Annotated in this window: 23 protein-coding genes; 10 read left to right on the plus strand and 13 right to left on the minus strand. The window is 71.3% G+C overall.

What is annotated here, in order from left to right; all coding sequences use genetic code 11:
* Nucleotide 1 precedes the first annotated feature (1 nt).
* The 7 genes from KA711_12165 to KA711_12195 form a co-directional block, all read right to left on the minus strand.
* Nucleotides 2-772, minus strand: coding sequence for an ABC transporter ATP-binding protein (locus KA711_12165; protein MCM0609724.1), 771 nt, complete (start codon nucleotides 770-772; stop codon nucleotides 2-4).
* An 8-nt stretch (nucleotides 773-780) separates the two neighbouring features.
* Nucleotides 781-1,791 carry a branched-chain amino acid ABC transporter permease gene (locus KA711_12170; protein MCM0609725.1) on the minus strand — a complete coding sequence of 337 codons (1,011 nt, stop codon included), beginning with the start codon at nucleotides 1,789-1,791 and terminating at the stop codon, nucleotides 781-783.
* A gap of 103 nt (nucleotides 1,792-1,894) precedes the next feature.
* Nucleotides 1,895-2,776 carry a branched-chain amino acid ABC transporter permease gene (locus KA711_12175; GenBank protein ID MCM0609726.1) on the minus strand — a complete coding sequence of 294 codons (882 nt, stop codon included), beginning with the start codon at nucleotides 2,774-2,776 and terminating at the stop codon, nucleotides 1,895-1,897.
* Nucleotides 2,777-2,809: 33 nt separating this feature from the next.
* The gene (locus tag KA711_12180) at nucleotides 2,810-3,970 is read right to left on the minus strand and encodes an ABC transporter substrate-binding protein (GenBank protein ID MCM0609727.1); all 1,161 of its coding nucleotides are present in this window, start codon (nucleotides 3,968-3,970) and stop codon (nucleotides 2,810-2,812) included.
* Complete coding sequence (locus tag KA711_12185; GenBank protein MCM0609728.1) at nucleotides 3,967-4,677, minus strand: alpha/beta hydrolase; 711 nt, start codon at nucleotides 4,675-4,677, stop codon at nucleotides 3,967-3,969. The genes KA711_12180 and KA711_12185 overlap by 4 nt, the downstream gene beginning before the upstream one ends.
* An 80-nt stretch (nucleotides 4,678-4,757) precedes the next feature.
* Nucleotides 4,758-6,365 carry a benzoate-CoA ligase family protein gene (locus tag KA711_12190; GenBank protein MCM0609729.1) on the minus strand — a complete coding sequence of 536 codons (1,608 nt, stop codon included), beginning with the start codon at nucleotides 6,363-6,365 and terminating at the stop codon, nucleotides 4,758-4,760.
* A 74-nt stretch (nucleotides 6,366-6,439) separates the two neighbouring features.
* The gene (locus KA711_12195) at nucleotides 6,440-7,996 is read right to left on the minus strand and encodes a 3,4-dehydroadipyl-CoA semialdehyde dehydrogenase (GenBank protein MCM0609730.1); all 1,557 of its coding nucleotides are present in this window, start codon (nucleotides 7,994-7,996) and stop codon (nucleotides 6,440-6,442) included.
* Nucleotides 7,997-8,138: 142 nt separating this feature from the next.
* Between KA711_12195 and KA711_12200 the strand changes: the two genes are divergently transcribed.
* From KA711_12200 to KA711_12240, 9 genes are all read left to right on the plus strand, one after another.
* Complete coding sequence (locus tag KA711_12200; protein ID MCM0609731.1) at nucleotides 8,139-9,080, plus strand: helix-turn-helix transcriptional regulator; 942 nt, start codon at nucleotides 8,139-8,141, stop codon at nucleotides 9,078-9,080.
* Between the two features lie 105 nt (nucleotides 9,081-9,185).
* Complete coding sequence (locus KA711_12205) at nucleotides 9,186-10,844, plus strand: benzoyl-CoA-dihydrodiol lyase (protein ID MCM0609732.1); 1,659 nt, start codon at nucleotides 9,186-9,188, stop codon at nucleotides 10,842-10,844.
* Between the two features lie 233 nt (nucleotides 10,845-11,077).
* Nucleotides 11,078-12,517 (plus strand): benzoyl-CoA 2,3-epoxidase subunit BoxB, encoded by a 1,440-nt coding sequence (gene boxB / locus KA711_12210; protein ID MCM0609733.1) that lies wholly within the window; start codon nucleotides 11,078-11,080, stop codon nucleotides 12,515-12,517.
* A gap of 106 nt (nucleotides 12,518-12,623) precedes the next feature.
* On the plus strand, nucleotides 12,624-13,895 hold the full coding sequence (gene boxA / locus KA711_12215) for a benzoyl-CoA 2,3-epoxidase subunit BoxA (GenBank protein ID MCM0609734.1): 1,272 nt from the start codon (nucleotides 12,624-12,626) through the stop codon (nucleotides 13,893-13,895).
* Complete coding sequence (locus KA711_12220) at nucleotides 13,895-14,686, plus strand: enoyl-CoA hydratase/isomerase family protein (protein MCM0609735.1); 792 nt, start codon at nucleotides 13,895-13,897, stop codon at nucleotides 14,684-14,686. The genes boxA and KA711_12220 overlap by 1 nt, the downstream gene beginning before the upstream one ends.
* Before the next feature lie 562 nt (nucleotides 14,687-15,248).
* Nucleotides 15,249-16,787 (plus strand): 3-hydroxyacyl-CoA dehydrogenase, encoded by a 1,539-nt coding sequence (locus KA711_12225; GenBank protein ID MCM0609736.1) that lies wholly within the window; start codon nucleotides 15,249-15,251, stop codon nucleotides 16,785-16,787.
* Nucleotides 16,784-17,239: a MaoC family dehydratase gene (locus KA711_12230; protein ID MCM0609737.1), complete on the plus strand. Its 456-nt coding sequence runs from the start codon at nucleotides 16,784-16,786 to the stop codon at nucleotides 17,237-17,239. The genes KA711_12225 and KA711_12230 overlap by 4 nt, the downstream gene beginning before the upstream one ends.
* 10 nt (nucleotides 17,240-17,249) lie before the next feature.
* Nucleotides 17,250-18,452, plus strand: a complete 1,203-nt coding sequence (pcaF, locus tag KA711_12235) for a 3-oxoadipyl-CoA thiolase (GenBank protein ID MCM0609738.1) — start codon at nucleotides 17,250-17,252, stop codon at nucleotides 18,450-18,452.
* A complete protein-coding gene (locus KA711_12240) occupies nucleotides 18,445-18,942 on the plus strand; it encodes a dihydrofolate reductase (GenBank protein ID MCM0609739.1) in 498 nt (165 codons plus the stop codon). The genes pcaF and KA711_12240 overlap by 8 nt, the downstream gene beginning before the upstream one ends.
* A 260-nt stretch (nucleotides 18,943-19,202) precedes the next feature.
* On the opposite strand, the gene KA711_12245 is transcribed toward KA711_12240, so the two are convergent.
* The 3 genes from KA711_12245 to KA711_12255 form a co-directional block, all read right to left on the minus strand.
* On the minus strand, nucleotides 19,203-19,535 hold the full coding sequence (locus tag KA711_12245; protein MCM0609740.1) for a hypothetical protein: 333 nt from the start codon (nucleotides 19,533-19,535) through the stop codon (nucleotides 19,203-19,205).
* Between the two features lie 87 nt (nucleotides 19,536-19,622).
* A complete protein-coding gene (locus tag KA711_12250) occupies nucleotides 19,623-19,805 on the minus strand; it encodes a hypothetical protein (GenBank protein ID MCM0609741.1) in 183 nt (60 codons plus the stop codon).
* Nucleotides 19,806-19,807: 2 nt separating this feature from the next.
* On the minus strand, nucleotides 19,808-22,351 hold the full coding sequence (locus tag KA711_12255; GenBank protein ID MCM0609742.1) for a protein kinase: 2,544 nt from the start codon (nucleotides 22,349-22,351) through the stop codon (nucleotides 19,808-19,810).
* A gap of 338 nt (nucleotides 22,352-22,689) precedes the next feature.
* Here KA711_12255 and xth point away from each other — a divergent pair, with 338 nt between their 5' ends.
* Nucleotides 22,690-23,460: an exodeoxyribonuclease III gene (xth, locus tag KA711_12260; GenBank protein MCM0609743.1), complete on the plus strand. Its 771-nt coding sequence runs from the start codon at nucleotides 22,690-22,692 to the stop codon at nucleotides 23,458-23,460.
* Here the strand turns inward: xth and ntrC are convergent, their stop codons facing one another.
* The 3 genes from ntrC to KA711_12275 are packed head-to-tail and all read right to left on the minus strand — an operon-like array spanning nucleotide 23,461 to nucleotide 26,672.
* Nucleotides 23,461-24,981: a nitrogen regulation protein NR(I) gene (gene ntrC / locus KA711_12265; GenBank protein ID MCM0609744.1), complete on the minus strand. Its 1,521-nt coding sequence runs from the start codon at nucleotides 24,979-24,981 to the stop codon at nucleotides 23,461-23,463.
* A gap of 46 nt (nucleotides 24,982-25,027) precedes the next feature.
* Nucleotides 25,028-26,128 (minus strand): PAS domain-containing sensor histidine kinase, encoded by a 1,101-nt coding sequence (locus KA711_12270; protein ID MCM0609745.1) that lies wholly within the window; start codon nucleotides 26,126-26,128, stop codon nucleotides 25,028-25,030.
* Between the two features lie 34 nt (nucleotides 26,129-26,162).
* A complete protein-coding gene (locus KA711_12275) occupies nucleotides 26,163-26,672 on the minus strand; it encodes a hypothetical protein (protein MCM0609746.1) in 510 nt (169 codons plus the stop codon).
* Nucleotides 26,673-26,788 lie beyond the last annotated feature (116 nt).

Raw genomic sequence — 26,788 nt, forward strand, 5'->3', positions numbered from 1 at the left:
CTCAATGCCCGCCGAGGTAGGCCGCCTGCACCTGCGCGTCGCTGCGCACGGCCTCGGGCGTGCCGTGTGCGATGACGCCGCCGTTGACCATCACCGTGATGCGGTCGGCGACGCGGAAGACGGCATCCATGTCGTGCTCCACCAGCAGGATCGCGTGGTCGGCCTTCAACTCGACGAGCAGCGCCAGCATGCGCTCGGTCTCCTCGGCACCCATGCCGGCCAGCGGCTCGTCGAGCAGCAGCACTTGCGGCGCGGTGGCCAGGCACATCGCGATTTCCAACTGCCGCTTCTGGCCGTGGCTCAGCAGGCCGGCCGGGCGTTCGAGAAAGTCCGCCAGGCCGGTGCGTGCCGCGGCCTCGCGCGCGGCCGCCGTGCTGGGCTGGCAGCGCCCGGCGGGCTCCCACAAAGCCCACGGTCGCGGCGTGCGCGACTGCGCCGCCAGGCGGCAGTTCTCGAGCACCGAGAAGCTCGGGAAGATGGTGGTGCGCTGGTAGCTGCGGCCCAGGCCGGCACGCGCGCGCCGGGGCTGCGACCAGGCGGTGATGTCCTGGCCCAGCAGCGCCACCGTGCCGGCCGAGGGCGGGAACTCACCCGAGAGGATGTTGATCAGCGTGCTCTTGCCGGCGCCGTTGGTGCCGATGACGGCGTGCACGGCGCCGCGCCAGAGCTCGAGCGAGACCTCGTTGACGGCCACCAGCCCGCCCCAGCGGCGCGTGATGCCGCGGCCGCGGAGCAGGACCTCGCCGGGCAGACCCTCGCCGGGCGTTGGCATCGTCGCGCTCATCGCTGCTCCTTCAGGCCCGGGTTGGCCTCGGCACGCCGTGAGGCACGCCCGGCCAGCCGCGCCGCCAGCTGCCCCGGGATGCCCACCAGCCCGCGCGGCAGCAGCGCCACGCTGGCGATGATGGTCAGGCCCATGCCCAGGTGCCAGTGCCGGGCGAAGCCGCCGAAGATGGCCTCGCTCTTGAAGAACTCCTGCAGCAGCACATAGGCAAAGGCCCCGATGAGCGCGCCGCGCAGGTGGCCGATGCCGCCGAGGATGACCATGATGAGCACCGAGCCCGAGAGGTGCCAGCTCATCAGCTCGGGGTTCACGTAGCCGTCCTTCACCGCATACAGGAAGCCCGCCAGACCGGCGATGGCGCCGCTGAGCGTGAAGGCCGCCAGCTTGTACGGGTAGGTGGCAAAGCCGGTGGCGCGCATGCGCTGCTCGTTGACGCGGATGCCCGCCAGCGCGCGCCCGAAGCGCGAGCGCGACACCACCGCCAGCAGCGCAAACGTGGCCAGCAGCGCCACCCACGCGAAGCCGTACATCACCACGCCGCCCTGGAGCTCGAACACGCCGGGGATGGTCGGCTTGGCATTGAGATAGATGCCGTCGGTGCCGCCGCCCAGCGGCGTGTCGTGCACCACGTAGTAGGCCATCTGCGCGAAGGCCAGCGTCACCATGATGAAGTACACGCCCTTGGTGCGCAGGCTGAGCGCGCCCACGGCCAGCGCGTACAGCGCCGCCGCGGCCACGCAGGCCGGCAGCAGCCACAGCAGGTTGGCGGGCTCAAAGCCCGGGCTCAGCAGCACCGCGGCGTAGGCGCCGATGCCGAAGAAGGCCGCGTGGCCAAAGCACACGAGGCCGGTGCCGCCCACGAGCAGCTCCAGGCTCAGCGCAAAGATCGCGAAGATCATGATCTTGGCGACGAGGTCGAGGCCATAGCTGCCGGCGAACAGCGGGTAGACCGCCAGCGCGGCAAAGGCTCCGACAACGAAGCCGATCTGTCCACGATTCACCGTCATGGCTTGGAGTTCCAGTCAGGCGGCCGCCGCGGATCCGGCTTGGCCGGGCCGATGGCGGCGCCCCCTCGAGGGGGAGCGCCGAAGGCGCTGCGGGGGTGGTCCATCACCCCGCCTTGAACAGGCCGTCGGGCCGCCACAACAGGATCAGCGCCATCAGCACATACACCAGCACGCCGGCCGCCGAGGGCAGCAGCACCTTGCCGAAGGTGTCGACAAAACCGATCAGCAGCGCCGCCACCAGCGCGCCGCGGATCGAGCCGATGCCGCCGATGACCACCACCACGAAGCAGATGATGAGCACCGACTGCCCCATGCCGGGGTAGACGCTGCTGACGGGCGCCGCCACCATGCCCGCGAAGGCCGCCAGCGCCACGCCGGCCGCAAACACCACGCGGTACAGGAAGGAGACATCCACGCCCAGCGACTGCACCATCTCGCGGTTGGTGCTGCCGGCGCGGATCATCATGCCCAGCCGCGTGCGCGTGAAGACGACGTACATGCCGACGGCCAGCAGGATGCACACGCCCGAGATGAACAGGCGGTACACCGGGTAGGTCATCATCTCGCCCAGCGGCAGCGCCGCGCTCAGCAGCGGCGGCACGGGCACGCCGTGCACGTCGTCACCAACGATGAGGCTGCGCACCTCCTCGAATACCAGGATGAGGCCGTAGGTCATGAGCACCTGCTGCAGGTGCTCGCGCTCGTAGAGGTAGCTGTAGAAGGCCCACTCGAGCACGTAGCCCAGGAGCACCGCGAGCACCACGCCCACGGCAAGCACCGAGAAGAAGCCGCCGCCGAAGGTGGCGGCCACCGGCGGCGACAGTGCGAACGCCATGTAGGCGCCGATCATGTAGAAGCTGCCGTGGGCCAGGTTGATGACGCCCATGATCCCGAAGATCAGCGTCAACCCGCTGGCCACCAGGAACAGCAGCAACCCGTACTGCACCGCGTTCAGGCACTGGATGAGGAAGGTGGCGAGGTCCATGCGGCGCAGGGGTCGTTGGCGGAGTGCGGTGCCTCAGCGCAAGTTGCAGCCGCGCGCCGGATCGGGCAGCACCTTGACGGCGATGCCCGTCATGGCGTTTTCGCGACCCTTGGCCTCGCGGATGTAGAAGTCCTGCACCGGGTTGCCGGCGGCGGCGAGCGTGTACTTGCCGCGCGGGCTGTCGACGCTGGCCTTGCGCATGGCCGTCAGCATGGCCTCGCGCTTGGCCAGGTCGCCCTTCACGGCGTTCAGGCCGGCGGCGAGGATCTGCGCCGCGTCGTAGCCCTGCACGGCATAGACGTCGGGCTGAAGCTTGTAGCGGATGGCGTAGGCGGAGCGGAACTTGTTGTCGCGGGGCGTGTTCAGGCCGTCGGCGTAGTGCAGCGCAGTCAGCAGGCCCTGCGCCGAGGTGCCTTGCGCCTCGAGCACGCCGTCGGTCAGGAAGCCCGACCCGATCAGCGGTGTCGTCTTGCGCAGGCCGGCGGCGTCGTAGTCCTTGACGAACTTGGCCGCGCCGGCGCCGGCGAAGAACGCAAACACGACATCGGGCTTCTGTGCGGCGATCTCGGTCAGCAGCGCCTGGAACTCGACGTTCGGGAAGGGCAGCGCCAAGTCCTTGATGACCTTGCCGCCGCCCTTCTCGAAGGCCTCGGTGAAGCCCTTGGCCGACTCCTGGCCGGCGGCGTAGTTCCAGTAGATGGTGACGGCGCGCTTGTAGCCCTTCTGGGCCGCCATCACGCCCGTGGCAAAGCCCGGCTGCCAGTTGCTGAAGCTGCTGCGCACGATGTTCAGCGCGCACAGCGGACCTGTGATGGCGTCGGCCCCGGCGTTGGGCACGATCAGCGGCGTGCCGCTCTCGCGCACCGCGCGCGCCATGGCCAGCGCCACGCCCGAGTGCACGGTGCCGACGATGACGTCGACGTTGTCGCGCTTGATCAGCTTGTTGACGTTGTCGGTGGCCTTGGACGGGTCACTCTCGTCGTCCACCCGCACGAACTCGATCTCGCGGCCGGCGAGCTTGCCGCCCTGCTCGGCCACGTAGAGCCGGAAGCCGTTCTCGATGGCGGTGCCCAGCGCCGCGAAGGTGCCGGTGGCCGGCAGCATGAGGCCGACCTTGACTTTGGCCTGCGCCTGGGCGGCCAGCGGCGTGGCCAGGGCGATGGCGGCGGCCAGGGCGATGCGGGTGATGTTCAAGGTGTCGTCTCCGGGTGGTGGTGTGGGAAAAACGCGCCGCAGGCGGCGATGAGGCGCTCGGGCTGGTCGCGGTGCGGCGAGTGACCGCACCCGGGCAGCTCGAGCAGCTGCGTCTGCGGCACCCGTTCCCGGATGCCGCGGATCTGCGCCAGCGTGCCGTACTCGTCGTCCAGGCCCTGCACCGCCAGCAGCGGACACGCGATGGTGCCGATCTCGGCCGTGATGTTCCAGCCGCGAAAACGCGCATCCAGCCAGATGTCGTTCCAGCCGCGGAAGGCCGAGTCGGGGTCGTCGTGGTGGCGGGCCAGGCGCTGGCGCAGGTCGGTCGTCAGGTAGGCGGTGCGGGCCTGCTCGATGCTGGTGATCGACAGGTCCTCCACCAGGATGTGCGGCGCCAGCACGACGCAGCGGCTCACGCGCTCAGGAAAGCGGGCAGCGTGCAGCAGCGCGATCGAGCCGCCGTCGCTGTGGCCGAACAACGCGAACGGCGCCGGCATCTCCAAGGCCGCCAGCAGCGCCGGCAGCACCTCGAAGGCCTGGCGGTGCATGAAGTCGGGCGCCCAGCGCTCGTCCACCGCCCGCGGCGTGCTGCGGCCATAGCCTGGGCGCGAGTAGACGAGCCCGCGGCAGCCCAGCGCCGCGCACAGGCGCGCCGGGAAGTCGCGCCACATCGATACCGAGCCCAGGCCCTCGTGCAGGAAGACCATCGTCTCGGCGCCCTCGCCCACCCAGGCGTGCTCGATGCTCACCGGGCGGCCGGCCCATTGAACATCGACGAACGCGGGGCTCAAGCGCGGGCCTCACGTTCTCGCAGCTTGAAGCGCTGGATCTTGCCGGTGGCCGTCTTGGGCAGCTCGGTCACGAACGCGATGAGCCGCGGGTACTTGTAGGGCGCGAGCTTGTCCTTCACGAAGGCCTTGAGCTCGGCCTCGCTCGCCTCGGCGCCGGCCTTGAGCACGACGTAGGCCTTGGTCTTGGTCAGGCCCTCGGCGTCGGGCACGCCGATCACGGCCGCCTCGAGCACCGCCGGGTGCTGAACCAGTGTGGCCTCCACCTCGAAAGGGCTGACGTAGATGCCGCTGACCTTGAGCATGTCGTCGCTGCGGCCGGCGTAGGTGTAGGTGCCGTCGGCGTTGCGGATGTACTTGTCGCCGCTCTTGGTCCAGCCGCCCTGGAAGGTGTCGCGCGTCTTGGCGGCGTTGCCCCAGTACATCATCGCGGCGCTCGGGCCGTGGATGTACAGGTCACCCGGTTCGCCGTCGGGCACGGGGCCACCATCGTCACCGCGCAACTGGATCTCGTAGCCCGGCACCGGCCAGCCGGTGGTGCCGTAGCGGCAGTCGCCGGGCTTGTTGCTGATGAAGATGTGCAGCATCTCGGTGCTGCCGATGCCGTCGACGATGTCGACGCCGAAGTGCGCCTTGAAGCGCTGGCCGATGTCGGCCGGCAGCGCCTCGCCGGCGCTGCTGCAAAGGCGCAGGCTCACGTCGCCCCGCGCGGGCAGCGCGGGCGAGGCCAGCATGCCGGCAAAGCCCGTGGGCGCGCCGAAAAAGACCGTGGGCTTGAAGCCCGAAGGGCGGTCCTCGCCGCCCGGGCCGTGCACCTGGCCCTTCCAGCGCCGGAAGGTGGCCTCGGGCGTGGGCCGCTCACCCATCAGCAGCACGGTGGCGCCCACGCTCAGCGGGAAGCTCAGCCCGTTGCCCAGGCCGTAGGCGAAGAACAGCTTGGCGGCCGAGAAACACACGTCGTCCTCGCGCAGGGCGAGGACCGCGCGGCCATACAGCTCGGCCGTCCAGTAGGGGTTGGCGTGCGAGTGCACCGTGCCTTTGGGACGACCGGTGGAGCCGGAGGAATAGAGCCAGAAGGCCGGATCGTCGCGGCCGGTGGGCGCGGGCCTTTCCAGCGGCGCCTGGGCCTTGGTGAAGACCTCGAAGTCGGTCTCGGCCGGGTGCAGCGGTGCGACGGGCCGCGACACGATCACCTTCTGCACCTCGTGGTCGCTCTTCACCATCGCGGCGTTGAGCGCCGGCAGCAGCGCGCCGCTCACCAGCGCCGCCTGGGCGCGCGAATGCTCCAGCATGTAGGCATAGTCGTCGGCCGTGAGCAGCGTGTTCACCGCCACCGGCACGAGGCCGGCGTACAGCGCGCCCAGGAAAGCCACGGGCCAGTCGATCCCGTCCTGCATGAGCAGCAGCACGCGCTCCTCGCGCTTCAGGCCCAGGCCCCGCAGGCCGGCGGCCACGCGCTTCACACGGGCATCGAGCGCGGCGTAGGTGAGCAGGCCGCTGTCATCCACGAACGCGGCCTTGGCACCGCGCGCGGCGTTCAGCGCCAGCAGGTGCGCGGCGAAGTTGAAGCGTTCGGGCGGCGCTTCGACGGGGAGCTCGGTGGTCATGGGCGGGTCTCCGGGTTCTGGGTGCTTGAGCAAGGGCTTCGACAGGCTCAGCCCGAACGGTGGCTGGCCACGCCTCAGCCCAGCGCGCCCAGCACGGCGCTGCCGGCCTGCAGCGCAGCGCGACGGTGGTAGAAGTTCAGCGCGCGCAGGCCACCGAGCTCTTCGCCGCCGCCCGCGCGGCCGGGGCCGCCGTGCAGCGACTGCGGCATCACATTGCCGTGGCCGGTGTGCGTGGCCGCCACCTCGGGGCTGACGACGTGCACCCGGCCGTGGCTGGCGGCGAGCTCCAGCGCGGTGGCGGCCAGCGTGCCGGCGTCGCTGCCATACAGGCTGGCCACCAGCGAGCCCTGGCCGCGGCGGGCCAGCGCCAGCGCGTGCGGCAGGTCGCGAAAGGCCACCAGTGTGGCCACGGGGCCGAAGACCTCGTGCTCGTGCACGAGGCCCGCTGCGTCGGCGTCGCGCACGCCCAGCAGCGTGGGTGCCACGCAGCACGAGCGCTCCGGGTCGGCGTCCACCAGCACGGCGCGGGCGCCGTCGTGCAGAAGCTCGGCCTGCGTCTTGAGCCGGGCCAGGCCGTCCAGCACCGCGGCCTTCTGCGCGCGGCTGACGAGTGCGCCCATGCGCACCGACTCGTTGCGCGGGTTGCCGACCGTCGTGCGCGCCAGGCGCGCCGACACGGCCTCGGCCACGGCGCCGTAGAGCGCCGCAGGCACCAGCACGCGGCGGATGGCGGTGCACTTCTGCCCCGACTTCACCGTCATCTCGCGGGCCACCTCCTTGACGAGCAGCTCGAAGGCCTCGGAGCCCGGCGCCTCGCCGGGCAGCAGCAGCGCGCTGTTCAGGCTGTCGGCCTCGATGTTGGTGCGCACCGAGCGCTCGGCCACCGCGGCGTGGCGGCGGATGACCGCGGCCGTGTCGGCGCTGCCGGTGAACGAGAGCACGTCGAAGGGCTCCAGCGCGTCCAGCAGTCCGGCCGAGCTGCCGCAGACGATGCTCAGCGCGCCCGGCGGCAGGATGCCGGCGTCGACGACGTCACCCACCATGCGCTGGGTGAGCCAGGCCGTGGCGGTGGCCGGCTTCACCACCACCGGCACGCCGCTGAGCAGCGCCGGCGCGGCCTTCTCCCACAGGCCCCAGGCCGGGAAGTTGAAGGCGTTGATGAAGAGCGCCAGGCCCGGTGTCGAGACCTGCACGTGCTGGCTCAGGAACAAGGGCTCCTTGCTGAGCTTCGCAGCCTCGCCCTCGAGCAGGAAGCGGCGTTCGCCCAGCGCGGCCCCCCACTTCGCGACTTGCGCCAGCGTGTACATCGCACCGTCGACGTCCACTGCGGTGTCGTTCTTCACCGTGCCGCTGTTGGCCAGCGAGAGCGCGTAGTAGGCGTCGCGGTTTGCCTGCAGCACGGCGCCGATGCGGGCCAGCAGCGCGGCGCGCTGGCCGTAGCTGAGCGACCGCAGGGCTGCGCCGCCCTGGGCGCGGGCAAAAGCGAAAGCGGCGGGCAGGTCCAGGCCGGTGGCGTCCACGCGCACCAGCTCGTCGCCGGTGACGGGATCGAGCAGCGGCATACCGGCGCCAGTGCCGGCCTGCCAGCGGCCGGCTACGAAGTTGGGCAGCAACTCGCTGGCGTCACTCATCGGTCAGTCCTTCGTGAAGTCGGTGCGGCGATCCACCGGCAAACGCGTGGCGGGTTCATGACGACGACCCAGCACATCGGCTTGCGGTCGCCGGATTGATGCACTATTGTGCGTGCCGGCACCTTACGGCGACCGATCCATCATGTCAAGCACTATATTGCATCCCTCCGGGATAGACCCGACGCCGCCGGGCGACGAGGCTGACGTCAAGAACCCGTTTCTCGTGGCCCTGGGCGAGCGTGTGCGCGCGTTGCGCGCCCGCCGCGGCATGACACGCAAGGCCGCGGCCCTGGCCGCCGACGTGAGCGAACGCCACCTCGCCAACCTGGAGTACGGCATCGGCAACGCCAGCATCCTGGTGCTGCTGCAGGTGGCGCAGGCGCTGCAGTGCAGCCTGGCCGAGCTGATCGGCGACGTCACCACCTCCAGCCCCGAGTGGCTGCTGCTGCGCGAGCTGCTGGAGCGCCGCGACGAGGCCACGCTCAGGCGCGTGCGCGAGGCCGTCGGCCAGATGCTGGGCACCGGCGGCGGCAACGCCGGCCGTACGGCACGCAGCCCGCGCGTGGCGCTGGTGGGCCTGCGCGGCGCCGGCAAGAGCACGCTGGGCGCGATGCTGGCCGAGGACCTGGGCTTCCCCTTCGTGGAGCTGAGCCGCGAGATCGAGAAGTTCGCCGGCTGCAGCATCAGCGAGATCCAGGGCTTGTACGGCCAGAACGCCTACCGTCGCTACGAGCGGCGCGCGCTCGAGGAGGCGATCCAGATCTACCCCGAGGCCGTGATCGCCACGCCCGGCGGCATCATCAGCGACGCTGCCACCTTCAACCTGCTGCTGGCCCACTGCACCACCGTGTGGTTGCAGGCCGCGCCCGAGGACCACATGGCACGCGTCACCGCCCAGGGCGACCTGCGCCCGATGGCCGCCAGCCGCGAGGCGATGGACGACCTCAAGGGCATCCTCGCCGGCCGCGCCGCCTTCTACTCGAAAGCCGAGCTGCACGTGGACACCAGCGCGCAGGAGCTCGCCGCCACCTTCGCGCTGCTGCGGGCGAGCGTGCGGGCGGCGCTGGTGCTGACGCCGACTTGACCCCAACAACTGCATTAAAGTGCTTGACTGTCGAAACAACAGGCATTATTATTCATCTCACGCCGTTCCCAAGACCTGAAATCCGTTGCATCCCAGGAGCCTGCCGTGAGCACCACCGACCGCGTTGACTACCAGACCGACCCCAGCCGCTATCGCCACTGGAAGCTGAAGTTCGAAGGCCCGGTGGCCACGCTGCTGGCCGACTTCGCCGAGGACGGCGGCCTGCGCCCGGGCTACAAGCTCAAGCTCAACAGCTACGACCTGGGCGTGGACATCGAACTGAACGACGCCCTCAACCGCATCCGCTTCGAGCACCCCGAGGTGCGCACGGTGGTGCTCACCAGCGCCCGCGACAAGGTGTTCTGCTCGGGCGCCAACATCTTCATGCTGGGCGTGAGCAGCCACGCCTGGAAGGTGAACTTCTGCAAGTTCACCAACGAAACGCGCAACGGCGTCGAGGACAGCAGCGCGCACAGCGGCCTGAAGTTCCTCGCCGCCGTCAACGGCGCCTGCGCCGGTGGCGGCTATGAACTGGCGCTGGCTTGCGACGAGATCATCCTCGTCGACGACCGCAGCAGCGCCGTCAGCCTGCCCGAGGTGCCGCTGCTGGGCGTGCTGCCGGGCACCGGCGGCCTCACGCGCGTGACCGACAAGCGCAAGGTGCGCCACGACCTGGCCGACATCTTCTGCACCACCAACGAAGGCGTGCGCGGCCAGAAGGCCAAGGACTGGCGCCTGGTGGACGAGATCGCCAAGCCCGCGGCCTTTGCCGCCAAGGTGCAGGAGCGCGCGCTGGAACTCGCGGCACGGAGCGACCGCCCCGCGGGCGCCCAGGGCGTGGCGCTCGTGCCGCTGCAGCGCACGATCGAGGCGGACGCGCTGCGCTACCCGAACGTGACCGTCGCCATAGACCGCGCCAGGCGCGTGGCCACCTTCACCGTGCAGGCTCCGCAGGGCGCGCAGCCGGCCACCGTGGCGGAGATCGAATCCGCCGGCGCCGCCTGGTACCCGCTGGCGATGGCGCGCGAGCTCGAAGACGCCATCCTCGAGATGCGCACCAACGAACCCGAGATCGGCACCTGGCTCGTCAAGACCGCGGGCGATGCCGACGCGGTGCGCGCGATGGACACCGTGCTGGCCGCGAACCAGTCGCACTGGTTCGTGCGCGAGACCCTCGGCCTGCTGCGCCGCACCTTCAGCCGCCTGGATGTGTCGAGCCGCAGCCTCTTTGCGTTGATCGAGCCCGGCTCCTGCTTCACCGGCAGCCTGCTCGAGCTGGCGCTGGCCTGCGACCGCAGCTACATGCTCATCCTGCCCGACGAGCCCGGGCGCACGCCCAAGATCGGCGTGGGCGAACTGAACTTCGGCACGTACCCGATGGCCACCGGCCAGAGCCGCCTGGGCCGCCGCTTCTACGACGAGGTCGCCCCGCTGGCCACCGTGCGCGCCACCATAGGCCAGACGCTCGACGCCGACGCGGCCTTCGCGCTGGGCCTGGTGACGAGCAACCCCGACGACATCGACTGGGACGACGAGGTGCGCATCGCCATCGAGGAGCGCGTGGCCATGAGCCCCGACGCCCTGACCGGCATGGAAGCCAACCTGCGCTTCAACGGCGTGGAGACCATGGCCACGCGCGTGTTCGGCCGCCTCACCGCCTGGCAGAACTGGATCTTCCAGCGCCCCAACGCCGTGGGCGAGAAGGGCGCACTCAAGGTCTACGGCAAGGGCGACAAGGCCGCCTTCGACTGGCATCGCGTCTGAGCTTGAACCCACCACCGTTCGCGCCTTCCCCCCACCACCGTTCGCGCTGAGCCTGTCGAAGCGCCCGCACAGCACCAACCCACCACCGTTCGCGCTGAGCCTGTCGAAGCGCCCGCACACCACACATCCACCCGTTCGCGCTGAGCTTGTCGAAGCGCTCGCACGCCGGCCACAAGGCTTCGACAGGCTCAGCCCGAACGGGACCCCCACTCAACCGCACCCAGGAGACGTCCATGAGCACCATCAACTACAGCGAAAAAATCCCCAACAACGTCAACCTCGACGAAGACCGCACGCTGAAGCGGGCGCTCGAGCAATGGCAGCCCAACTTCCTGAGCTGGTGGGACGACATGGGCCCCGAGGGCAGCACCGGCAACGATGTCTACCTGCGCACCGCCGTCAGCGTCGACCCGTCAGGCTGGGCCCAGTTCGGCTTTGTCAAGATGCGCGACTACCGCTGGGGCATCTTCCTGAACCCCGGTGACGCCGATCGCAAGATCCACTTCGGCGACCACCTCGGCGAGAAGGCCTGGCAAGACGTGCCCGGCGAGTACCGTGCCAACCTGCGCCGCATCATCGTGACGCAGGGCGACACCGAGCCCGCCAGCGTGGAGCAGCAGCGCCACCTGGGCCTGACGGCGCCCAGCATGTACGACCTGCGCAACCTCTACCAGATCAACGTCGAGGAAGGCCGCCACCTGTGGGCGATGGTCTACCTGCTGCACAAGCACTTCGGCCGCGACGGCCGCGAGGAAGGCGAAGCGCTTCTCGAGCGCCGCAGCGGCCAGCAGGACAACCCGCGCATCCTGCAGGCCTTCAACGAGCCCACGCCCGACTGGCTGAGCTTCTTCATGTTCACCTACTTCACCGACCGCGACGGCAAGTTCCAGCTCTGCGCGCTGGCCGAGAGCAGCTTTGATCCGCTGGCGCGCACGACGAAGTTCATGCTCACCGAAGAGGCTCACCACATGTTCGTGGGCGAGAGCGGGGTCAGCCGCGTCATCAACCGCACCTGCCAGGTGATGAACGAGCTGAAGACCGACGACGTGAAGAAGCTGCGCGAGGCCGGCGTCATCGACCTGCCGACGCTGCAGCGCTACCTGAACTTCCACTTCTCGGTGACGATCGATCTCTTCGGCGCCGACGAGTCGAGCAACGCCGCCACCTTCTACAGCACGGGCCTGAAGGGCCGCTACGAAGAGGGCAAGCGCGTCGACGACCACCAGCTGCGCGGGCAGACCTACCGCGTGCTGCAGGCTGTCGGTGGTAAGGACAACGGCCAGCTCGTGGAGAAGGAAGTGCCGATGCTCAACGCGCTGAACGAGGTGCTGCGCGACGACTACATCAAGGACAGCGTTGCGGGCGTCGAGCGCTGGAACAAGGTCATCGAAAAGGCCGGCATCCCCTTCCGCCTGAAGACGCCGCACAAGGCCTTCCACCGCAACATCGGCGCGCTCGCCGGCGTGAAGGTGTCGCCCGAGGGCCAGGTGGTGAGCGAGGCCGAGTGGGCTGCGCGCCACAACGAGTGGCTGCCCAGCACGGCCGACCGCGCCTTCGTGCAAAGCCTGATGGGCCGCGTCACCGACGCCGGCAAGTTCGCGAACTGGATTGCGCCGCCGGTGATGGGCATCAACCGCCAGCCGGTCGATTTCGACTACGTCCGATTCGCATGATGCCCACGCAGCCAGGTGGCCAAGCGGCCGCCGCGGAACCGGCTCTGCCGGGCCGCTGGGGGCGCCCCCTCGAGGGGGAGCGGCGCAGCCGCTCCGGGGGTGGGCTATGACCGTCATCAAGCAGCATCTCATCGACCCCGAGATCTGCATCCGCTGCAACACCTGCGAAACGATGTGCCCGGTGGGCGCGATCTCGCACGACTCGCGCAACTACGTCGTCGACGCAGACAAGTGCAACTGGTGCAACGCCTGCATCTCGCCCTGCCCCACGGGCAGCATCGACAACTACCGCACGGTGATCCGCGCCGAGGCCTACTCGCTCGACGAGCAGCTGGGCTGGGACGTGCTGCCCGAAGAGAAGCCGCTGCCCACCACTCCCGCTCAGGCTGAGCCTGTCGAAGCCGCGTCGCCTGCCGAGGCGGCGGCTCCTGCAGCACCGGCCGTGGCAGAACCGGCTTTCGCGGCCACCTCTTACGGCGCCACGCTGCCGCCCTGGAGCGCCGCCCACGCCTACACCAACCTCTATGGCCCGAAGGCGGCCCAGAAGACCATCACCGCCACCGTGGTGGGCAACCACCGCGTCACCGAGGTCGGCGCGCACGGCCACCCCGACTACGACACGCACCACGTCGTGCTCGACTTCGGCGCCCTGCCCTTTCCCGTGCTTGAGGGCCAGAGCATCGGCATCGTGCCGCCGGGCGTGGATGCCAAGGGCCGGGCGCACCACGCGCGCCAGTACAGCATCGCCAGCCCGCGCAACGGCGAGCGCCCCGGCTACAACAACGTCAGCCTCACCGTGAAGCGCGTGCTCGAAGACCACGACGGCCGCCCCGTGCGCGGCGTGGCGAGCAACTTCGTGTGCGACCTGAAGGTGGGCGATCCGGTGCAGGTGATGGGCCCGTTCGGCAGCAGTTTCCTGATGCCCAACCACCCCAGGAGCCACATCGTGATGATCTGCACCGGCACCGGCAGCGCGCCGATGCGCGCGATGACCGAGTGGCGCCGCCGGCTCCGCCAATCGGGCAAGTTCGAGGGCGGCAAGCTGATGCTGTTCTTTGGCGCGCGCACGAAGGAAGAGCTGCCCTACTTCGGCCCGCTGCAGAGCCTGCCCAAGGACTTCATCGACATCAACCTGGCCTTCAGCCGCACGCCGGGCCAGCCCAAGGTGTACGTGCAGGACCTGATGCGCCAGCGCGCCGCCGACCTGGCGCCGCTGCTGGCCGACCCCGACGCGTACTTCTACGTCTGCGGCCTGAAGTCGATGGAAGAAGGCGTGGTGCTGGCCTTGTCGGAAATCGCCCGCAAGGCCGGGCTCGAATGGGACGCGGTCGGCGCCAGCCTCAAGGCCCAGGGCCGCCTGCACCTGGAAACGTACTGATGGACAGCCTGCGGATCAGCACCCGCGCCCCGGGCGTGGCCCAGATCACGATGGCGCGGCCGGCGGTGTTCAACGCCTTCGACGAGGCCATGATCGGCGAGCTCGACGCGGCCTTCGCGCAGCTGGAGGCCGACACCGCGGTGCGCGTCATCGTGCTCGCCGGTGAAGGCAAGCACTTCAGCGCCGGGGCTGATCTGCAGTGGATGCAGCGCGCCAGCGAGGCCAGCCTTGAGTGGAACGTGGCCGACGCGCGGCGCTTCGCCGGCATGCTGGCGCGCATCGAGCGCTGCCCAAAGCCCACCGTGGCGCGCGTGCAGGGCGCGGCGCTCGGTGGCGGCGTGGGCCTGACCTGCGTGTGCGACATCGCCGTGGCGGCAGCCAACGCAAGCTTCTCGGTCAGCGAGGCCAAGTTCGGCATCCTGCCCTCGGTGATCGGGCCTTACGTCACCAACGCCGTAGGCAAGCGGCAGGCACGCCGGCTGGCGTTGACGGCCGAACGCATCGGCGCCGAGGAGGCCTTGGCGCTGGGGCTTGTGACCAAGCTCGTGGCGCTCGAAGACCTGGACGCCGCAGTCGATGAAGTCGTGGGCCAGTTGCTGGCCGGCGGCCCGCAGGCGCAGCGCGAGATCAAGACGCTGTTCGCCCAGCTGCAGGTGGCGCCGGTGAGCGACGCCACGGTCGAGCTGACGGCGCAGACGATCGCGCGTGTGCGCGGCACAGACGAGGCGCGCGAAGGATTCGCGGCGTTTCTGGGCAAGCGGGCGGCGGCGTGGAATTCGGCTGGGCGGTGAGCGCTCTTTCGCAGGCGGCTGCGCGTCGCGGCGGGCGGTGTCGGGCTGGGGGGCAGGATGGGGCGGTCTGCGCTGAAGCGCCGACTCCGCTGCGGTGCTCAGGCTCGTGGCCCCACGGCAAAACTCGCTACGCGGGCTGCGCCCGCTGCGCTCAAACACTTGCCGTGAGTCAGTTGACGAAGCGCGCTGCGCGCGCGGGCCACGAACCTTCCGCTCCTCGCCGCCCCAGACTGCCCCCCAGCCCGACACCGCCCGCCGCTCAAGCACCGGCATGGGTTCTCGGTGACGACCCAAGACGGTTGTCTGCAAAGGCGGGGGCGGTGGGCCGGTGGCGCGCCTTTGCGCAGCCGAGGAGCGCAGGGCTTTCGGCCCGCGCGCGCAGCGCGCCTCGTCATCTGACTCACGGCAACTGTTTGAGCGCAGCGGGCAGAGCCCGCGCAGCGAGTTTTGCCGTGGGGCCGGAAGCCCGAGCACCGCAGGGCACCCCCGCGCAGCGGGGGCCAGCAACGAAGCGACACCGGCCCACCGCCCCCGACTTTGCTCGCGCCAACGCATCAACACCATGAACCCACAACACCCCCCCATCGCCGTCATCGGCGCCGGCATCATGGGCGCCGGCATCGCCCAGATCGCCGCGCAGGCCGGCCACCCCGTGCACCTGTTCGACGCCCGCGAAGGCGCCGCACAGGACGCCAAGGCCAAGCTCGCCAACACCCTGCAGAGCCTGGTCACCAAGGGCAAGCTCACGCCGGAAGCAGCCAACGCCACGCTGGACCGCATCCAGCCCGCCAGCAACCTGGCCACGCTGGCCGATTCGGCCGTGGTCGTGGAAGCCATCGTCGAAGACCTCGCTGCCAAGCGCGGCCTCTTCCGCGAGCTCGAAGCCCTGGTCGACGAGCAGTGCATCCTCGCCACCAACACCTCGTCGATCAGCGTCACCGCCATCGCCAACGGCTTGAAGCACCCCGGCCGCCTGGTCGGCATGCACTTCTTCAACCCTGTGCCGCTGATGAAGCTGGTGGAGGTGGTGTCGGGCCTGCAGACGGAGCCCGCCGTCGCCGCGCGCATCGAGGCGCTCAGCCGGGCCTGGGGCAAGGTGCCGGTGCACGCCAAGAGCACGCCGGGCTTCATCGTCAACCGCATCGCTCGGCCCTACTACGCCGAGGCGCTGGCGCTGCTGCTGGAGCAGGCGGCCGAGCCCGCAGTGCTCGACGCCTGCCTGCGCGGCGCGGGCTTACGCATGGGGCCCTGCGAGCTGATGGACCTGATCGGGCACGACACCAACTTCGCCGTCACGAAGTCGGTGTTTGAGGCCAACTTCTACGACAAGCGCTTTGCGCCCAGCCTCGTGCAGGCCGAGATGGTGGCCGGCGGGCTGCTCGGGCGCAAAAGCGGGCGCGGCTTCTACGCCTACCCCGCTGGTGCGCCCGCCCTGCCCTCGCCCGATGCGGCACTGGCCCAAGGCGCCCTGCAGGCGGCACGCGAAGTCGCCGTGCACGGCCGCGGCGCGATTGCGGATGCGCTGGCCTTGCGCGCGGCGGCGGCACTCGAGCCCTTCGGCTTCGGCCCGGCGCGGCTGACTTCCAGTGCCTGGACGGGGCTTGAGGTGGACGGCGCGCACCTCCGGCTCACCAGCGGCCTCACCGCCGCCGAATGGGCGGCCGAGAGCGGCATCACCGACGTGGCCGTGTTCGACCGCCCGCTGCACACCGAGCCCAGCGCACTGGCCTACGCCGTGGCGCCATCGAGCAGCGCCGCCTGGCACGAGCACGCCGCCGGCTGGCTGCAGGCACTGGGCTTTGCGCCACAGCCCGTGGCCGACACGCCCGGGCTCGTGGTGGCGCGCACGGCCGCCATGCTGATCAACGAAGCGGCCGACGCCGTGCTGCAGGGCGTGTGCACCGAGGCCGGCGCCGATGCGGCCATGAAGCTGGGCGTCAACTACCCGGCCGGGCCCTTCGAGTGGCTCGGCCGCTGGAGTGCCGCCGAGGTGGTGGCGTTGCTGCAGGCGCTGGACGGCTGCTACCGCGGCGAGCGCTACCGCGTGAGCCCGTGGCTGCAGCGCCGCGCGCGGGCCGAGGTTCAGAATCCGCGGCCATGAAGTTTGCTGAATTCTTTGCCGGGCAGGTCATCGAGGCCGGGCCCGTGGGCATCACGGCCGAAGAGATCGTGGCCTTCGCGCGCCAGTACGACCCTCAGTGGTTCCATGTGGACGCCGAGCGCGCCGAGGCCGGCCGCCACGGCAGCCTGATCGCCAGCGGCTGGCAGACCTGCGGCCTGGCCATGCGCATGGCGGTGGACACGGCGCTCGTGGGCAGCGAGTCGTTCGCCTCGCCTGGCCTTGCTGGCCTGCGCTGGCTGCACCCCGTGCGCCCCGGCGACGAGCTGCGCCTGAAGGCCACTGTGCTGGAAACCCGCCGCTCGCGCAGCCAGGCGGGCCTGGGCATCCTGCGCTGGCGCTGGCAGCTGTTCAACCAGCACGGCACCGAGGTGCTCGACCTCGAGGCCACGAGCCTGTTCGAGCTGACGCCCCAAGTGAAAGACACCCCCTGAAGGACCCCCGATGAGCCACGCCTTCATCTGCGATGCCCAGCGCACGCCCTTCGGCCGCTACGGCGGCGCGCTCAGCTCCGTGCGCACCGACGACCTCGGCGCCATCCCGCTGAGGGCGCTGCTCGCGCGCCACCCCGAGCTTGACCCGGCGGCCATCGACGAGGTGATCTACGGCAACGCCAACCAGGCCGGCGAAGACAACCGCAACGTCGCCCGCATGGCCGCGCTGCTGGCCGGGCTGCCGGTGAGCGTGCCCGGCGCCACCATCAACCGCTTGTGCGGCAGCGGGCTCGACGCCGTGGGCACGGCCGCACGCGCCATCCGCGCCGGCGAGGCGCAGCTGATGGTGGCTGGCGGCGTGGAAAGCATGAGCCGCGCGCCCTTTGTCATGCCCAAGGCCGACAGTGCCTTCAGCCGGCAGGCGCAGATCTTCGACACCACCATCGGCTGGCGCTTCGTCAACCCGGCCATGAAGGCGGCGCACGGTGTCGACGCCATGCCCGAGACGGCCGAGAACGTGGCGGTGCAGTTCGGCATCGAGCGCGAGGCGCAGGACCGCTTCGCGCTGGCCAGCCAAAGCAAGGCCGTGGCGGCGCAGCAGCGTGGCTTCTTCGATGCCGAGATCTGCCCGGTCACCGTGCCTGCGAAGAAGGGCGACGCAGTGGTCGTGAGCCGCGACGAGCATCCGCGCGAAACCAGCCTCGAGGCGCTGGCCAAGCTCAAGGGCGTGGTGCGGCCCGATGGCAGCGTGACGGCCGGCAACGCCAGCGGCGTGAACGACGGCGCTGCCGCCGTGCTGCTGGCCAGCGAGGCCGCCGCGCGCCGTTTCGGCCTCGTGCCGCGGGCGCGCGTGGTGGCCATGGCCACCGTGGGCGTGGCGCCGCGCATCATGGGCATCGGCCCGCTGCCGGCCACGCAGAAGGTGCTGGCGATGGCCGGCCTGCAGCTGGCGCAGATCGACGTGATCGAACTCAACGAGGCCTTCGCGGCGCAGGGCCTGGCCGTCACGCGCGGCCTCGGCCTGGCCGACGACGACGCCCGCGTCAACCCCAACGGCGGCGCCATCGCGCTGGGCCACCCACTCGGCGCCAGCGGCGCGCGGCTCGTGGCCACGGCGGTGAACCAGCTGCAGGCCCGCGGCGGCCGCTACGCGCTGTGCACCATGTGCGTGGGCGTGGGCCAGGGCATCGCGCTGGTGCTCGAACGTGTCTGAGATCGTCCTGGTGGCGGCCGTCGCCGCCAACGGTGTGATCGGCCGCGACAACGGCCTCGTGTTCCGCCACCCGGCCGACGCGAGGCACTTCCGCGACACGACGATGGGCGCCCCGGTGATCATGGGCCGCAAGACCTGGGAGTCGCTGCCGGCGCGCTTTCGGCCGCTGCCGGGGCGGCGCAACCTGGTCGTCACGCGGCAGCCGGGCTACGCGGCCGAGGGCGCCGAGACGGCCGCCAGCCTGGACGCCGCGCTGGCGCTGGCACAAGGCGCGCGGCGGGTCTTTGTCATCGGCGGCGGCGAGCTGTACGCGCAGGTGCTGCCGCGCGCGGCCGAACTGGTGCTCACCGAGGTGCAGGCCGAGCTCGACGGCGACGTGCGCTTCCCGGCCATCGACCCGACGCAGTGGATCGAGGTGCGCCGCGCGCAGCCGGCGCTGGAACCCTCTCCCACGCCCGCTTTCAGCTTCGTGACCTACCACCGCCGTTGATCTCCCCGGCGGATGGGCTGGGTCGAGCTGCTGGAGGTGTTTCTGGCCCTTGACGGCTGGAAGCTGGGGCGCCGCGGCCGCTTTGTGCAGCGCGTCGACTGGCCAGCGGCCATGATGGTCGTGGCGCTGCTGGGCGCCGTGCCCTGGCTGACGGCGCTGTTTGCGGCCGCGCATCGGGCCCTTCCGCCCGCTGGCTGCGTCCAGGGGGCGGCGCGGGGCGGCGCGGTTGAGCGCCGCCGCCAGGGGACGGGCGCGCGAGGTCAGGCGTCGCTGTCCGGCGGCGGCGCGGCGGCGAGATCGCCCACCGGCAGCTCGAAGCTCAAGGGTCCGGACGACGCCAGGCCCGCAGCCTGCGCACGCACCAGCTCGTCGGCCAGGCCGCGCAGGCGCTCGGCCAGCGCGCCCAGCGAGCGGGGCTTTGGCTGAACCCGGAAGCCCAACGTCAGCGCCTGTGGCGAGCCCGAGGGCTGGTCGGCCGCGCTGCGCAGGCTGACGATCAAGTCGGGCAGCTTGGGTCGCGGTCCCTTTGGCACGCTGAAGCTGGTGATGGTGAGGCGGCCTTGGTCGTGTTCGATGGTCAGCTGGGTGCTCATGGCGGGGTCTCCTGGTGGGTGGGGTGGAAGTTGGGGTTGGGCATCAGAAAGGCGTCGGGGCGGGCAGGTCGTGGTGTCGGCGGTGGGTCAATGAAACAGGGTCGGCTCGGTCAAGGCGGGCGCCGGGTCGGCCTGCAACTGCGCCAGCAGTGCGGCGGCGGCGCGGGTGGGCGCCCCGGCGTCGCCGTAGGCGCGCTGCAGCGCCGGGGTGACCTCGGCCAGCAGCGCGCGCGCCCGGCCCGCGTCGTGCAGGGCCGTGAGCAGGGCCAAGTTCAGGCGCGCCAGCATCCCAGAGGGCGCGCGCGCAGGCTCCGCAGCCACGGCCGCGGCCAGGGCGGACTCGGCCGCCGCCCGCTGGCCCAGGCGAGCCAGTGCCACGCCGCGCAGCAGGTCCCGTCGAGCGGCGTCGCCGTCGCCCACCGGGGCCAGCAGGGCGGGCACCGCCGCCGGGCGCCCCAGCGCCAGGGCGGCGTCGCGCGCGCCAGAGCCACGGCCGCGGCCAGTTCGGTGGCCGCCTCGGCGCCTTGCGGCGGCAGCCCCGCTTGGGCGCGCACGGCCGCGGCCACGGCCGCGTCGGACGCCGCGCCGTCGCCAACGTGGGCCCACACCCGGGCTGTCAGCAGATGCCAATAGACCGGCAGTTCCTGTCCGGCGCTGCGCAGGTCGTCCTCGACCAGGGCGGCCGCGCGCAGCCAGGCTGCCGCCTGCTCGGGCCGGCCGAGCATCAGTGCGTAGCGCAGCCACCACTCGCGCAGGCGCAGCTGGGCGCGGGGGCTGTCGCCGTACAGGCTGCGCGCGGCGGCCAGCGCCGCCTCGGTCACATCGCGGCCCTGGGCGAAGCGGGCCGACATGAAGTAGGCCCCGGCCAGGGCCAGCAGCGTGTCCGCGCGCACGCGCGGGGTGCTGGCGGGGTCGTGCTCGGCCAGGGCGCGCAGTTGCTCGTGGTCGGCATGCGCGTCGTCGAACTGGTGCAGCAGGGCCAGGCTGGTGGCACGTCCTTGAAGGGCGCGCAGCCGCTGCTCCAGCGGCCGCCCGGGCTCGGCGGCGCGGCCGAAAGGGGCCAGCGCGTCGGCCGGCCGCGAGGCGGCCAGCGCGATCCAGCCGCGCTGCTCGTCGGCCAGCGCACGCAGCGCGTCGCTCCAGCGCGCCGCGGGCTGGGCGCGCTCGGCCTCGTCCAGCAGATGCTGTGCGTCGAGTGGGCGCTCATCGAGCACCGTCACGCGCGCCTGTGCCACCAGGGCCTGCGCCTGCACGGCACCGTCGCTGCGGGTCGCGGCCAGCGCCGCCAGACGCTGCAGCGCGCCTTCGGCCCGAGCCAGATCGCCGTAGTTCATCCACAGGCGCGAGACGGTCTGCAGCACCTCGGCCTGGGCGGCTGGCGGCAGCGTGGCGATGGTGGCCTCGCCCTGCTCGAGCAGTTCGCGTGCGCCGACATCACGGCCGCCGCGGAGGTCGGGGTTGGCGCGCTCGAACAGGCCCACCAGGAAGGCGCTGGCCGCCTGGGCGCGCTGCGCCTCCTGGCGCGCCTGCAGGCCCTGGGCCACGGCCGCCAGCCCCGTGGCGACCAGCGCCACGATCGCCATCGCCCCAGCGGTCACGGCCGCGCGGTGGCGCAGGACGAAACGCGCCAGCACGTAGCCCGCACTGGGCCGGCGCGCGCGCACGGGGTGGCCTTCGGTCCAGCGCCGGAGGTCGTCGCTCAGGGCCAGCACCGACCCATGGCGGCGCCCCGGCTCGTGCGCCAGCGCCTGCATCAGCACGGCATCGAGGTCGCCGGCCAGGGCGCGGCGCCAGGCCGCCGGCCGCAGGCCACGCTCGGCCGCACCGGCTTCGTCGAACACGCCCGCGCTGGGGCGCGGCGGGTCGTCGGCAAGGCGGCTGCGCCGGCGTTCGCCACCGGCTTCGGGGCGGTCGTCGAAGGGACGCCGGCCACACAGCAGCTCGTGCGCCACCACGCCCAGCGAGTACACATCGCTGGCCGTGCCCAGGGGCTCGCGGCGCAGTTGCTCGGGGCTGGCGTAGGCGGGCGTGAAGGCCACCAGCGTGGGCTCGGCCGGGCCCTGGCCCGCCTGGCCATTGGGCTCGGCCAAGCGGGCGATGCCGAAGTCCAGCAGCTTCACGCGGCCGTCGTCGGTGACGAGGATGTTTGCAGGCTTGAGGTCGCGGTGGATGACGAGCCGGCCATGGGCGTAGACCACCGCGTCGCACACCTGCAACAGCAGCCCCACGCGCTCGCGCAGCGTCAGCCGGTGCGTCCGGGCATGGGCGTCCAGCGTCTGGCCCTGCACGTACTCCAGCGCCAGCCAGGGCCGGCCCTGCGCGTCCACGCCGGCGTCGTACAGCCGCGCGATGTTCGGGTGTTCCAGCGTGGCCAGAATGTCTCGCTCGCGCGCCATGCGCTCGGCCAGGCCGCGCACCCAGGTCAGGCGCGGCAGCTTCAGCGCCACCGGGCGCCGCAGCTGCCCGTCCGCGTGCTCGGCCAGCCACACACTGCCCATGCCGCCTTCGCCCAGCTCGCGCAGCAACCGCCAAGGGCCGATCACGGCGCCGGGTTGGGGTTCGGATCCGGTCTGCGCCGCCGCCGCAGGCACCAGCCGGGGCAGCGTGCCCAGCAGGTCGCTCGTCTCCAGGCGGGCCCGCAACGCCAGCAGCCCCGCGAGCGAGTCGCGCAGCGGCAGGTCCTCGGCCGGCAGCGACTGCAGCCACGCGCTGCGGTCCGGGCTCGGCAGGTCCAGCGCTTGGTCGAGCAGCGCCTCCAGGCGCGGCCACTCGGCCGCCAGGGCGGCCAGCGGGGAAGGGGGGGCGATCGAGGTCATGCGGCGGACGGTGCCATCGGATCGGAGGCCGGTTGTCGCAGGCCGGAGCATGCCGGCTGTCGCCGCGCGCGGCCAGCCCTTATGTCCATCCAGATGTTTACGTCGCGACCCGGGCTGACCGGACATGACACCCCCTTCGGGGGCTTCGCGCTCGTGCGCCGGTCGGTGGTGAGCGTCCTCCCCGCGGCCAGGCGCGTGCAAGCCCCGTGGCCGCAAAGACGGGCGGGTGCCCCGTGGGTCGGCGGGCACAATGGCGCAAGGCGGTGAACGGTGGCCCAGCGAAACGGGCCGCCGAGCATCAAGGCCTGATCGCCAGCCCCTGATCCACGCCGGACCCCATGAAACTCGCCACCTGGAACGTCAACTCGCTGGCCGTGCGCCTGCCGCAACTGCTGGATTGGCTGGCCGCCAACCCTGTCGACGCGCTGGTGCTGCAGGAAACCAAGCTCACCGACGACAAGTTCCCCGTCGCCGAGCTGCAGGCCGCCGGCTACGCCGTGGCCTTTCATGGCCAGAAGACCTACAACGGCGTGGCCCTGCTCAGCCGCGGCGAGGCGGCGGCAGGCGTGCGGAAGAACATCCCCGGCTTTGCCGACGAGCAGGCGCGCGTCATCACGGGCACGGTCGGCGGCGTGCGCTTGATCGGCGCCTACTTCCCCAACGGCCAGGCCCCCGACAGCGACAAGTTCGTCTACAAGATGGCCTGGCTCGATGCCTTGCGCGGTTTCGTGCAGGCCGAGCTGGCGGCGCACCCGCGGCTCGTGCTGATGGGCGACTTCAACATCGCGCCCGAAGACCGCGATGCCTGGGACCCCGTGGCGCTGGCCGGCACCATCCACCTCACGCCCGAGGAGCGCGCGCACTTCCAGGCGCTGCTGGGCCTGGGCCTGGTCGATGCCTTCCGGCTGTTCGAGCAGCCACCGAAGTCGTACTCGTGGTGGGACTACCGCATGCTCGCCTTCCGCAAGAACCAGGGCTTGCGCATCGATCACATCCTGGTCAGCGACGCGCTCAGGCCTGCGGTGCGGGCCTGCACCATCGACCGGCTGCCGCGCAAGAACGAGCGCCCGAGCGACCACGCGCCGGTGGTCGTCGAACTGGCCGGCTGATCAATCCGGGAGCCCGAGCTCCTGGATCTTGCGCGTGATGGTGTTGCGGCCGATGCCCAGGCGCTTAGCCGCTTCGATGCGGCGGCCGCGGGTGATCTCCAGCGCCGTCTGGATGAGGCCGGCCTCGAATTGCTGCGACAGGTTCTCCCAGACCGCGGGCTCGTGGGCCTCGAGCCGGCGCCGCGCATCGCGCCGCAGTTCGGCCAGCCAGGCGGGCACGGGCACGTGCGCCGCCGCGGCGGGCGCGGCGTGGGCGTCGCCCGCCGGCAGCGGGGCATCGGACAGCGGCATCGGTGGCAGGCCCGAGCTGCCGGGTGGCAGGCCCGCGGCAAGCAGGCCGGCCGTGGGCGCCGCGGCACCGTCCAGAATCTCCGGCGGCAGGTCCTTCACCTCCACCACCTGCGCCGGCGCCATCACCGTGAGCCAGTGGCACAGGTTCTCGAGCTGGCGCACGTTGCCTGGGAAATCGAAGCTGGCGATGCGCGCCAGCGCCTCGTCGGTGATGCGCTTGGCGTCCACGCCCAGTTCGCGCGCGCTCTTGGCCAGGAAGGTGCGCGTCAGCATCGGGATGTCTTCGCGGCGCTCGCGCAGCGCCGGCAGCCGCAGGCGGATGACGTTGAGGCGGTGGAACAGGTCTTCGCGGAACACACCCTGGCGCACGCGCTCTTCGAGGTTCTGGTGCGTGGCGGCGATCACGCGCACATTGCTCTTCAGCGGCTGGTGGCCGCCGACGCGGTAGAACTGCCCGTCTGAGAGGACACGCAGCAGGCGCGTCTGCAGGTCGAAGGGCATGTCGCCGATCTCGTCGAGGAACAGCGTGCCGCCGTCGGCCTGCTCGAAGCGCCCGCGCCGCGTGGCCTGCGCACCGGTGAAGGCGCCACGCTCGTGGCCGAAGAGCTCGCTCTCCAGCAAGTCCTTCGGGATGGCGGCCGTGTTGATGGCGACGAACGGCCCCTTGCTGCCGGCGTCGCCCCGCGGGCTGTGCTTGTGCAGCGCGCGCGCCACGAGTTCCTTGCCGGTGCCGCTCTCGCCGGTGATCAACACCGTGACAGTGCTCTGGCTCAGCCGCCCGATCGCCCGGAACACGTCCTGCATGGCGGGCGCCTGACCCAGCATCTCGGGCGTCGCCGCGGGGATGGCGTCGCCAACTTCGTCGCGCAGGCTCTCCTGCACGGCGCGGCGGATCAGCTCCACCGCAGCGGTGACGTCGAAGGGCTTGGGCAGGTACTCGAAGGCTCCGCCCTGGAAGGCGCTGACGGCGCTGTCGAGGTCGGAGTAGGCGGTCATGATGATGACCGGCAGATCCGGATGCCGCTGCTTGACGGCGTTGAGCAGCTCGATGCCACTGCCGCCAGGCATGCGGATGTCGCTCACCAGCACCTGCGGGGCGTCGTCGTCCAGGGCCTTGAGCACGTCGCGCGGGCTCGCGAAGGCCCGCACCGGGAACTGCTCGCGCGCCAGCGCCTTCTCGAGCACGAAGCGGATCGATTGATCGTCGTCGACCACCCAGATGGGTTTCATCAGCCTGCCGCGCCCTGTGGTTGCGCCCCCGGCGGCCCGCGCTCGCCTAGGGCAGTGGAATGAGGATTTTGAACACCGTCCGCCCCGGCACGCTGTCGCAATCGATCGTGCCGCTGTGCTGCTGCACGAAGGTCTGCGCCAGTGTCAGGCCGAGTCCGCTGCCGCCCTCGCGCCCGCTCACCAGCGGGTGGAAGATGCGATCGCGGATGTCCTCGGGCACACCGGGACCGTTGTCCTCAATATGCAATTCCAGTGCCAGACGAAATCGCTGCCGACCGAAGGTGACCTGCCGGGCCACGCGCGTGCGCAGCAGCAATTGCGCCGTGCCGGCGGCGATCTTGCCTCCAGGCTGAGCCCAATCACTCCCGACAGCGGCGAGGGCCTGCGTCGCGTTCTGGGCGATGTTCAGCACGGCCTGAATGAGCTGCTCGCGGTCGCCGCGGAACTCGGGGATGCTGGCGTCGTAGTCGCGCACCACCGCCAGGCCGCGCGGGTGCTCGGCCATCACCAGCGCGCGCACCCGCTCGCAGACCTCGTGGATGTTGACGTCGGCCACCACGTGCGGCCGCCGGTGCGGCGCAAGCAAGCGGTCGACCAGGCTGTGCAGGCGGTCGGCCTCGTGGATGATGACTTGCGTGTACTCGGTGAGCTCCCTGGAGTTGACCTCCATCTGCAGCAGCTGCGCCGCACCGCGGATGCCGCCGAGGGGGTTCTTGATCTCGTGCGCCAGATTGCGCACCAGGTCCTTGCTGCTCTGCGCGAGGGTCTGCGCGCGCTCCTCGCGGTCGAGCCGCGTCTGCTGCTCGATCTCGATCAGCTCCACCAGCACGCGACCGGGCCGGCCCGACTGCGTCACGATCGCGTGCACCGGCAGGTCGGTGGCGCCCCCGCGGCGCAGGTGCGTGTCGAAGCGGCTGGTGGCCACCAGGTTGTTTGTCACGGCGGCCAGGGTGTCGCGCATCGGCGCGGGGTCGACGAGCCAGTCCAGCAGCGAGCTGCGCTGCAGGGCGCGCCGCGACACCGCGAGCGTGTTCTCCAGTGCGCCGTTCACGCGCAGCACGTGACCGTCGGCCTGCACCAGGGTCACCATCGAAGCCAGCAGATCGAAGGTTTCGAAGTGGTCGATTTCGGGGTCGTCGGGGGTCATCGGCAGGTCCGCCGTGTGCGGCGGCTCTTGGCCCTCAGGACGGCGGCAGCTTGGCCAGCTCGCGCTTGAGGGCCGCGATGTCGGCCTCCTTGCGCTGGATCGCGGCACGCATCTCGGCCACACGCTCCTGGTAGCGCGCGAAATTGCGCTCGTCGCCGCGGCGTTCGGGCTCGCCGTTCCTGAACTCGGCCCGCATCTGGGACAGTCGCTCCTCCTCGCGCTGCAGTTCGTCCTGCAGGATGCGGCGGGCGTCGCTGTCTCGCGCGCGCTGCACGGCGGGGTCGACGCGGGTCTCTCCAGCGGGACGCGCCGCGGGCGCCGAGGCCGCAGCAGGGGCGGGGCGCCGCGGGGTTTGGACGACCGTCACGGTGGCGCCCTCGATGCTTCGGCAGTTGCGGCTGCGCGCCTCCTCGGGCGTGAGCGCATCGGTGTAGAGCACCGACGGACCCGGGCAGCGGTAGACCGTTCGGGCCTCCTGGGCCGCCGTCTGCAGGGCGCTCAGCGTCAGCAGCAACGCGGCGGCGTGGCGGTCGGGTGGACGCATGAGGAGATTGTGGCGCAGCGGCAGCGTCCCCCTCAAGGAACGAAGCGGCCCTCTGGGCCGCTTCGGTGGGATCCTTGGATCCGTCGGTCGGGCCACGGGCCGGCAGAGCGCCGGCC

Origin of the sequence: Ideonella sp. WA131b, assembly GCA_023657425.1 — a bacterium.
Classification (GTDB): Bacteria; Pseudomonadota; Gammaproteobacteria; order Burkholderiales; family Burkholderiaceae_C; genus Rubrivivax.